We start from the raw sequence: 9,592 nt of genomic DNA on the forward strand, positions 1-9,592 counted from the left end.
CCCGGGGATGGGACGGGTAGGGGCGGCGGGGGCGAAACACCACCCACAGGCACCCGCATTCAGGAGTTCGCATGACCATCGCCCGAGCCGACCGCGCCCCGCGGTCCCCAGCCAGGCCGGGGGCGGCCGGAGCGACCGCCGGCGAGCGGGACGCCCTGCCACTGCGGCGCCGCCGCCAACGCCGCCGCACCCAACTGACCGCACTCGCCTTCGTCGCCCCACTGACCGCCTACCTCGCCGCCTTCTACCTCTATCCCCTCTACCGCAACCTCGACCTCAGCCTGCGCGACTACACCGTCCGCTCCTTCGTGGCAGGGGACGCGCCCTTCACCGGCTGGGACAACTTCCAGAAGGTCCTCGACGACCCGACGTTCGGTCCGGCCCTGCGCCACACGATGGTCTTCACCTTCGTGTCCATCACCTTCCAGTACGTCATCGGGCTCGCCCTCGCCGTCTTCTTCAACCGCCACTTCCGGCTCGCCCCCACGCTGCGCGCGCTGTTCCTGGTCCCGTGGCTGCTGCCGCTGATCGTGTCGGCGTCGACGTGGTCGTGGATGTTCAACAGCGAGTCCGGAGTGGTGAACTACTTCCTGCACCTCTTCGGCATCGACCCCGTCGGCTGGCTCACCTCGCCGGACTGGGCACTGACCTCGGTGATCGTCGCCAACATCTGGATCGGGATCCCGTTCAACCTGGTCATCCTCTACAGCGGGCTGAAGAACATCCCGCCCGAGCTGTACGAGGCGGCGGCCCTGGACGGGGCGAGCGCCTGGCAGCAGTTCCGCCGTATCACCTTCCCGCTGCTGCGCCCGGTGTCGGCGATCACCCTGCTCCTCGGGCTCGTCTACACCCTCAAGGTGTTCGACCTGATCTGGATCATGACCAAGGGCGGCCCCGGCGACGCCTCCTCGACTCTGGCGACATGGTCGTACCAGCTCGGGTTCGGGACGTTGCTGCCCAAGTTCGGCCCCGGCGCCGCGGTCGGCAACATCCTGATTCTCTTCGCCCTCGTCTTCGGCCTGTTGTACATCCGCGTCCAGAGGAGGCAGGAAGCGTGAAGTCCCCTGCGAAGGGCCGCCGCCACACCCTGATCGGCCTCCTGCTCACCGCGCTGATGCTGTTCCCGGTGTACTGGATGCTCAACGTGTCCCTCACCCCACAGCAGGACATGCGCAAGAACCCGCCCGACCTGCTGCCCCTCCACCCCACCTTCGAGGGCTACCGGGCCGTCCTGGACGACCAGTTGCCCTACCTCGGCACGAGCCTGCTCATCGGCCTGGGCACGGTCGCCCTCACTCTCCTCCTCGCCGCCCCGGCCGGCTACTCGCTGGCGAAACTCCGCCCGCGCGGCGGCGGCGCGCTCGGCCTGGTCCTGCTGATCGCGCAGATGATCCCCGGGATCGTCATGGCGATGGGCTTCTACGGCATCTTCCTGGACCTCGGCCTGCAGAACTCCTGGTGGGGGCTGATCATCGCGGACTCCACCATCGCCGTGCCGTTCGGCGTCATGATCTTCACGGCGTTCATGTCGGGCATCCCCGATGAGCTGATCGCCGCCTCCCGCATCGACGGCGCGGGCACCTTCCGCACCTTCTGGTCGGTCGTGCTGCCGGTCAGCCGCAACGCGCTGGTCACCGTCTCGCTCTTCAGCTTCCTGTGGGCCTGGTCCGACTTCGTCTTCGCCAACACCCTCGACGGCGGCGGCGACCTGAGGCCGATCACCCTCGGCATCTACAAGTACATCGGCAACAACAACCAGGAGTGGAACGCGATCATGGCCACCGCTGTGGTCGCCTCCGTCCCCGCAGCCGTCCTGCTGGTTCTCGCCCAGCGCTACGTGGCCGCGGGCGTGACCGCGGGCGCGGTGAAGGACTGAGCCACCTCCAGCACTCCCTCCAGCACCACCTCCATCCCCTCCGTTCCTCTCCATCCCCTCCCTCCGTGAGGAGAACTTCTGTCATGAGCCGCACAAGACCCCCTGTACGTCTCACGGCCGCTCTGGGCGCGGCCGCTCTCACCGCTGCCGCGCTCGCCACCGCTGCCCCCGCCCAAGCGGCACCCACCTCGTCCACCACCCTGGTGGTCAACGCCAACCAGGCCCTCCGCCCGGTCACCCATGTCGCGACCGGCAGCCTCTACGGCCTGGCGGACAACAGCACCCCGTCCGACAGCCTGACGAACGCCCTCAAGCCGAACACTTTCGTTCAGATGGCACCGGGCGGCTCCCAGCTCCCCAACGGTGAGCCCAGGCCGGCCGGTGACGCACTCGTCGTAGCCCCCAAGGCGGCCCGCGCGGGCGCCAAGGTGGTCGTCCGCATGCCCGACTGGTACCCCAACTTCCCCTACAAGTGGGTGAGCTGGAGCGACTGGCTCTCGGCCGTCGACAAGCAGGTCGCCTCCGTGCGGTCCTCGGGCGCGACGAACATCTCCGCGTACGAGCTCTGGAACGAGCCCGACTGGACGTGGGACACCACCAACGCGGGCGCGTTCAACGCGGGTTGGGCGCGCACCTACAAGGAGGTACGCACCAAGGACACCAGCACCCCGATCCAGGGCCCGAGCTACTCGGCGTGGAACCAGTCCTGGATGAGCTCCTTCCTCACGGACGCCAAGGCCAGCGGCACCGTCCCCGACGTCATCGCCTGGCACGAGCTGCAGGGCAGCAAGGACATCGCCGCCCACGTCTCGGCGTACCGCTCGCTGGAGTCGAGCCTCGGCATCAGCCCGCGCCCGATCGCCATCGAGGAGTACGGCACCCCCGACGAGATGGGCAACTCCGGCGCCCTCATCGGCTACGCGGCCAAGTTCGAGCGGGCCGGCATCCGCGACGCCGAACTCGCCTTCTGGAACCACTACGGCACCCTCGGCGACACCCTGACCGACACCGGCGGCTCACCCAACGGCTCGTACTGGACGTACAAGTGGTACGGCGACATGTCCGGCTCCATGCTCGTCACCACGCCTCCCGCCCAGACGGGCATCGACGGCCTCGCCTCCCGCAACAGCGGGGGCAACCAGATCAGCGTCGTCGCGGGCGGCTGCACCGGATCCTGCGCGGTGCAGGTCAACGGGCTGTCGTCCCTGTCGGCCTTCGGCAGTACGGTGCACGTGAAGCTGGAGTACAGCCCGCACACGGGCCGTACGACCGCCTCCCCCGGCCCGATCACCGTCTCCGACGCCGACTACACGGTCTCGGGCGGCTCCATCACCGTGCCGGTGACGATGAACGCCGCCGACGGCTACCACCTGGTGATCACCCCCAGCGGCACCAACACCTCACTGGCCGGCCGCTACCAGATCACCAACAAGAACAGCGGGCTCGCCCTGGACACCCTGAACGCGGGCACGACGCAGGGCACCTCGGTCGTCCAGGCCACGTCCACCACCGGCACCGACCAGAACTGGACCCTGGTGGCAGCGGGTTCGGGCCTCTACAAGATCGTCAACCAGAAGAGCGGTCTGGTCCTGGGCATCCAGGACATGGGCACGGCGGACGGCGGCAAGGCCCTGATCTGGGGTGACAACGGCACCTCGGACCACCTCTGGCAGGTCATCCCGGCCCGGGACGGCTACTACAAGATCGCCAACTACAACAGCGGGCGTCTGCTCGGTGTGGACCAGATGAGCACGTCGTCGGGCGCGCAGGTCCTGCAGTGGTCGGACAACGGCACGGCGGACCACCTGTGGAGGCTGACGGCGCGCTGACCCCTGAGCTGCCCCCTGCGCTGACCCCGCAAAAGACACCTGGGTCCCTGGCCGATGTCGGCGGCCAGGGACCCAGGCATGCCCGAACCCTAGATGAACGAGTTGATCTCGATCGTCTCGTCCCGGCCGGGGCCCACGCCGATCGCGGAGATCGGCGCGCCGGACATCTCCTCCAGCGCCTTGACGTAGCTCTGGGCGTTCTTCGGGAGGTCGGAGAACGACTTCGCCTTGGTGATGTCCTCGGACCAGCCCGGCAGGTTCTCGTAGACCGGCTTGGCGTGGTGGAAGTCCGACTGGGAGTACGGGAGTTCCTCGACGCGCTTGCCGTCGATCTCGTACGCGACGCAGACGGGGATCTGCTCCCAGCCGGTGAGGACGTCCAGCTTCGTGAGGAAGAAGTCCGTCAGGCCGTTGACCCGGGTCGCGTAACGCGCGATCACCGCGTCGAACCAGCCGCAGCGGCGGTCACGGCCGGTCGTCACACCCCGCTCGCCGCCGATACGGCGCAGCGCCTCGCCGTCCTCGTCGAAGAGCTCGGTGGGGAACGGGCCGGCACCGACACGGGTCGTGTACGCCTTGAGGATGCCGATGACGCGGCTGATCTTCGTCGGGCCCACGCCCGCGCCCGTGCAGGCGCCGCCCGCGGTCGGGTTCGAGGAGGTGACGAAGGGGTACGTGCCGTGGTCGATGTCCAGGAGCGTGCCCTGGCCGCCCTCGAACAGGACCACCTTGTCCTCGTCCAGGGCCTGGTTGAGGACCAGGACCGTGTCGGCGACGTACTGTTCGATCTGCGCCGCGTAGCCCAGCAGCTCCTCGACGACCTGGCCGACGGCGATGGCCCGGCGGTTGTAGAGCTTGGTGAGGACCTGGTTCTTGATGTCGAGGGCCGCCTCGACCTTCTGCGTCAGGATCGACTCGTCGTACAGGTCCTGGACGCGGATGCCCACCCGGTTGATCTTGTCGGAGTAGGTCGGCCCGATGCCGCGCCCCGTCGTACCGATCTTCCTCTTGCCGAGGAAGCGTTCCGTCACCTTGTCGACGGTGACGTTGTAGGGCGTGATGATGTGGGCGTTGCCGCTGATCAGGAGCTTGGACGTGTCGACGCCGCGCTCGTTCAGACCGCTCAGCTCGGAGAGCAGGACCGACGGGTCGACGACGACGCCGTTTCCGATGACCGGCGTACAGCCGGGCGACAGGATTCCGGAAGGGAGAAGGTGGAGCGCGTACTTCTGGTCACCCACGACGACCGTGTGGCCGGCGTTGTTGCCGCCCTGGTAGCGCACTACGTAGTCCACCGAGCCGCCGAGTAGATCGGTGGCCTTTCCCTTGCCTTCGTCACCCCACTGAGCACCGAGCAGCACAAGTGCGGGCACGCGCGTACACCCCTTCCGGGCGGGGCATGTCCAAGGTCAGGGTGACGCGCGCGGCACGGCGTGCGCTGCGTACACCGGCGACCTTCGTTGGCCGCAACCCGTCGGACCGGATGCCCCGGAATAGACGAAGCCCCTGGCGATATGGCGCAAGGGGCTCTTGCACAAAGATGCTACCCGAGGAAGCGAGGCAGGACCGAGGTGGCGACTTCCGACCAGCTCCTGGTGGTCATCGACCCCCTGTCCCGTCATACGGACAGTGAGTCGGTACGGATCGCGAAAGACGTGCTCAGCGCGGGTGCGGCGAGTACGAAGGTCTGTCTCCCGGAGGGTCCGGAGGACTTCGCGCGGGCGCTTCAGAAGCGCGGATCGCGGCGGCCGGTCGTGGTCGGCGACGACCGGGCCCTGCTGCGGGCCGTGTCCCTGCTGCACCGGCAGCGGGAGCTGGCCGGGTGCACGCTGTCGCTGGTGCCGGTGGGGGGTGCCGGGGTGCTGGCACGGTCGCTGGGGGTGCCCGCGAGTACGGTCGCGGCGGCCCGGGCCGCGCTGGACGGGGCCGAGCGGCGGCTCGACCTGCTGGTGGACGACAGCGACGGGGTGGTGCTGGGGGCGGTGGGCATACCGTCGGTGGCGTCGGTGCCGTCGCCTGCGGACGAGTCCCCGCAGATGGACGAGGAGGCTTCGGCCCATCACTCGTGGCTGCGGACGTGCCAGTCCTTCGTACGGACGCTGGCGACGCGCCCGCCCCGGCTCTCCGCCCCCGCGGTGCCCGGGCCGTCCCGGCTGCGGGTGGAGGTCGACGGGGTGACCCTCGTCGACCTCGACCAGCCGGTGGAGGCGGTGTCGGTGACGCCGGCGGGGGACAAGGGCGGTGCGGCGGTGGAGGTGCGGCCGGTGTCGGTGGGCGCGGAGGCCACACCGCTGCGTGCCGTGGGACGGCGGGTGAGCGTGTCCGGGCCGTCCTTCCGGTACCACGCGGATTCGGTGGTGACCGGGCCGGTACGGACGCGGACGTGGACGGTGTGGGAGGGGGCTTGGGGGCTGACGTTGCCGACGTCGGCGTAGGCCGTCAGGTCCTGCCCTGCGCTTCGGCTGCTTCTTCGGGGGCCCGGAAACCCTCGGTGTCGAGGGTGCAGCCGAAGGGGTCGGGGATGTAGAGCTTCTCGCCGAACGACTTGGTCAAGCGCGCCTGATAGCCCTTGGGCGACGGTTCCGAGAAGACGGTCGCCTGATCCTCCTGCATGTCGAGGACCAGATACACGGGGACACCCGCCCTGCAGTAGACATCAACCTTGTCTGTCAGGTCATCGTCTCGGGTGGAGGGCGAGGTCAGCTCAGCGACGAACGACAGGGCCTCTCCGTCGAGACGATTGCTGCTGTGGCGGCGGGAACGCCGGTGAGCCGCGTGAATGTCAGGACCATGCGCACGCTCGACGCCCGGAAACACGTACAACAACGGACCCCAGGTGATGCGGTGCTCCTCGGGCAGATGAGGGCGCAGCTGATCGCAGACCGAATCCATCACGTCCGCGCAGTAGGCCTTCGACCACGGCGACACGACGATGCTCACCCTGATGATCTCGGCCTTGTAGCCGTCGGGCACGTGCAACTCGTCGAGGAGGTCCAGAAGCTCTTCGAAGCTGCCGTGGGGCTCGGTGCCGCTGATCACCGGTCGCTCTGCCATGAGTGTCATGATGCGCCCTCCCCCCTCGATACGGACCAGCCGCGACTCAGAGTAGCCACTCGCGTACGCCGTCGCGGTCCGCACGAGGGCGTTCACTCGACGGACTGAACCCTAAAGGTCTGGTTGACAAACATTTAACGCCCGGCCACCCTTGATCGACTCATTCGGGCAAGAGAGTTCCCCTCCAACAGCAGGTGCGCGGCGCGATCACGACGACAGCGGTCACGGCAACCAGGAAAGGGCCACCCGATGGCAGTACAAGAGGGCGCGGCCCCAGCGGCCGGAACCTCCGGGGCGACCCCGGGGACCACGGCGGAGACCCCGTCCGGAGGCCCTGTCCACCGGCTCAAGCCCAACGCGGTCGGCCTGCTCGGCGTGGTCTTCATGGCCGTCGCCACTGCCGCGCCGATCACAGCGATGACGGGCAACGTGCCCTTCATGGTCTCGTCGGGCAACGGCATCGGCGCCCCCGCGAGCTATCTCGTCGCAATGGTCGTCCTGGGAATCTTTTCGGTCGGCTTCACCTCGATGGCGAAGCACATCACGTCCACGGGCGCCTTCTACGGCTTCATCTCGTACGGCCTCGGCCGCACCGCCGGTCTGGCCTCCGGGCTCCTCGCGACCTTCGCGTACGTGGTCTTCGAGCCGGCGCTCATCGGCATCTTCTCGACCTTCGCGACGACGACCCTGAAGGACCAGACGGGGCTCCACATCCCGTGGTGGGCCTTCGCGGTCCTGATGCTCGCCATCAACGCGACGGGCACCTGGTTCGGGGTGTCGGTCGCCGAGAAGCTGCTGGTCTTCCTGCTGGCCACCGAGGTCACCGTGCTCGCGGCCATGGCGATCTCGGTCGCCCTGCACGGCGGCGGCCCGGACGGCTTCACCTTCGGCCCGGTCAACCCCGTCAACGCCTTCCAGGGGACATCCGCCGGCCTCGGTCTCTTCTTCGCCTTCTGGTCGTGGGTCGGCTTCGAGTCGACGGCGATGTACGGCGAGGAGTCCCGCGACCCGAAGAAGATCATCCCCAAGGCGACGATGATCTCGGTCCTGGGCGTCGGCGTCTTCTACGTCTTCGTCTCCTGGATGGCCATCACCGGCAACGGCGAGAAGGAGGCCGTCGCGGCCGCCTCCTCCGCCAACCCGCTCGCGATGTTCTTCAATCCCACCGAGCAGTACGTGGGCCACTGGGCGGTCGTCGTCATTCAGTGGCTGATGATCACCGGTTCGCTCGCCTGCGGCATGGCCTTCCACAACTGCGCCGCCCGCTACATGTACGCGCTCGGCCGTGAGGGCGTCCTGCCCTCGCTCCAGCGCACCATCGGCCGCACCCACGACCGGCACGGCTCGCCGCACATCGCGGGACTGGTCCAGACGGTGGTCAGCGCGGTGCTCATCGGCGCGTTCTGGATCGCGGGCAAGGACCCGTACACCGGCACCTACGTGCTGCTCGCCATCCTCGGCACCATGGCCATCCTGATCGTCCAGGCGGTCTGCTCGTTCGCGGTGCTGTGGTACTTCCGCTCGCACCACCCCGAGAGCCGCCACTGGTTCAGGACGCTCCTCGCCCCGCTCGTCGGCGGCGTCGCGATGCTGGCGGTCGTGGTGCTCCTGGTGTCCAACATGGGTGTCGCGGCCGGTCCGGAATCCGGGTCCTTCGTCCTCAGGGCCACCCCATGGATCGTCGCGCTCGTCGCGGTGGGCGGCGTCGCGTACGCCCAGTATCTGAAGCGGCGGGCGCCGGAGCGCTACGCGCTGCTGGGGCGGACCGTCCTGGAGGAGACGAAGGAGCGGTAGAGGATACGGAGGAGCGGTAAGGGTTCGGAGGTTCCGGCAGTTCCCTGTGACATGCCCCCGTAAAGTGCGAAACATGGTCGTTGGATCAGCACCTTCTGACTTACGGCGTCGCCCTGTCCCGTCCGGGCAGAACGATCCGGGCGGGACTGGGCGTACGGGAATCCACATCCTCGGCGTGATCCGCATGACCCGCATGACCCGCATGACCCGGACGACCCGCATGGTCACGGCCGTGGCCCTCGTGGGAAGCGCCGGTCTTTTGGGAAGCGCCGGTCCTTTCGGAGCCGGGTCCGCGGCGGCGGCCCCGGCTGCGCGCTCTCTGCACTACACGTGCTCGTTCCCGGTGATCGGCGACGAGCCGATGACGTCGTCGGTCGTGTGGAGTGCCCGGCACACGCACGTGGTCGGCCGAGCGACACCTCGGCAGCCCGTCAGCGCCTCGTCGACGGTCGGCTCCAACGTCACCAGGACGCTCCGCCTGGTCGGTGCGTCCACCGTCGAGGGCACCGCGGACGTGAGCGCCGTCGTGGCCGCACCGCAGGGCGACACGCCCGTCACCGTGTCGCTCAAGGTGCCCAGGACCGAGGTCCCGGAGTCCGGCCCGCTGACCGTCCCGGCAAGCGGGACCCTGCCGTCGATGGTCTTCCGCCGACCGGGCGAGGCGAAGATCTTCGTCGGCCGGATCGCCCTGCACCTCACCCCGCGGGACGGGGACGGCGACGAGACGCCGGCGGGCAGGATCGATGCGCCGTGCGACCTGGACTCCGGGCAGGACGGCTATCTGGCGTCCTTCAGGATCGAGCCCGCCGCTGCGGACCCGACCGCCTCGGGGACAGCGAACGCGCCGGGCGCACCGGGAGAGCCAGGAGCGCCGGGGCCGCGCACGTCGGGGCAGACCGGTCCGAGCGCATCGGGATCAGGATCGGCATCGGCATCGGCATCGGCATCGGCTTCCGCTCGGGCGACGGTCCGGGACCTCTCGGGCACGCCGAGCGGTACGCCGTCGGCCTTCTCCGGCGCACCCGCCACCGCCTGTCTC

At 68.8% G+C, this 9,592-nt stretch carries 8 protein-coding genes; 6 read left to right on the top strand and 2 right to left on the bottom strand.

The genetic code is table 11. The features are described from left to right. Window positions 1-71: 71 nt before the first annotated feature. From FNH08_RS35090 to FNH08_RS35100, 3 genes are all read left to right on the top strand, one after another. Window positions 72-1,058: a carbohydrate ABC transporter permease gene (locus FNH08_RS35090; protein ID WP_152775567.1), complete on the top strand. Its 987-nt coding sequence runs from the start codon at window positions 72-74 to the stop codon at window positions 1,056-1,058. A 56-nt stretch (window positions 1,059-1,114) separates the two neighbouring features. Beyond that, window positions 1,115-1,876, top strand: coding sequence for a carbohydrate ABC transporter permease (locus FNH08_RS35095; protein WP_152775573.1), 762 nt, complete (start codon window positions 1,115-1,117; stop codon window positions 1,874-1,876). Window positions 1,877-1,959: 83 nt separating this feature from the next. Continuing rightward, window positions 1,960-3,705, top strand: a complete 1,746-nt coding sequence (locus FNH08_RS35100) for an RICIN domain-containing protein (RefSeq protein WP_152775568.1) — start codon at window positions 1,960-1,962, stop codon at window positions 3,703-3,705. A gap of 89 nt (window positions 3,706-3,794) precedes the next feature. Here the strand turns inward: FNH08_RS35100 and FNH08_RS35105 are convergent, their stop codons facing one another. Continuing rightward, the gene (locus FNH08_RS35105; protein WP_322726005.1) at window positions 3,795-5,078 is read right to left on the bottom strand and encodes an adenylosuccinate synthase; all 1,284 of its coding nucleotides are present in this window, start codon (window positions 5,076-5,078) and stop codon (window positions 3,795-3,797) included. 141 nt (window positions 5,079-5,219) lie between these two features. Here FNH08_RS35105 and FNH08_RS35110 point away from each other — a divergent pair, with 141 nt between their 5' ends. Further along, window positions 5,220-6,140, top strand: a complete 921-nt coding sequence (locus tag FNH08_RS35110) for a diacylglycerol kinase family protein (protein WP_152775569.1) — start codon at window positions 5,220-5,222, stop codon at window positions 6,138-6,140. Window positions 6,141-6,144: 4 nt separating this feature from the next. Here FNH08_RS35110 and FNH08_RS35115 read toward each other — a convergent pair whose 3' ends face one another. Further along, entirely contained in the window at window positions 6,145-6,768 is a 624-nt protein-coding gene (locus FNH08_RS35115; RefSeq protein WP_152775570.1) for a Uma2 family endonuclease, read from the bottom strand. A gap of 240 nt (window positions 6,769-7,008) precedes the next feature. Here FNH08_RS35115 and FNH08_RS35120 point away from each other — a divergent pair, with 240 nt between their 5' ends. After that, window positions 7,009-8,553, top strand: a complete 1,545-nt coding sequence (locus FNH08_RS35120; RefSeq protein ID WP_152775571.1) for an APC family permease — start codon at window positions 7,009-7,011, stop codon at window positions 8,551-8,553. Window positions 8,554-8,746: 193 nt separating this feature from the next. After that, the coding region (locus FNH08_RS35125; RefSeq protein ID WP_228034547.1) for a DUF6801 domain-containing protein at window positions 8,747-9,592 on the top strand (846 nt) is incomplete at its 3' end.

Source organism: Streptomyces spongiae, from assembly GCF_009377185.1.
GTDB lineage: Bacteria > Actinomycetota > Actinomycetes > Streptomycetales > Streptomycetaceae > Streptomyces > Streptomyces spongiae.

Excerpts from the sequence above, each read along its gene's own strand:
- FNH08_RS35090 (WP_152775567.1), top strand. The coding sequence starts at position 72 with ATGACCATCGCCCGAGCCGACCGCGCCCCGCGGTCCCCAGCCAGGCCG.
- FNH08_RS35095 (WP_152775573.1), top strand. The coding sequence starts at position 1,115 with ATGCTGTTCCCGGTGTACTGGATGCTCAACGTGTCCCTCACCCCACAG.
- FNH08_RS35110 (WP_152775569.1), top strand. The coding sequence starts at position 5,220 with ATGGCGCAAGGGGCTCTTGCACAAAGATGCTACCCGAGGAAGCGAGGC.
- FNH08_RS35115 (WP_152775570.1), bottom strand. The coding sequence starts at position 6,768 with ATGACACTCATGGCAGAGCGACCGGTGATCAGCGGCACCGAGCCCCAC.
- FNH08_RS35120 (WP_152775571.1), top strand. The coding sequence starts at position 7,009 with ATGGCAGTACAAGAGGGCGCGGCCCCAGCGGCCGGAACCTCCGGGGCG.
- FNH08_RS35100 (WP_152775568.1), top strand. The coding sequence starts at position 1,960 with ATGAGCCGCACAAGACCCCCTGTACGTCTCACGGCCGCTCTGGGCGCG.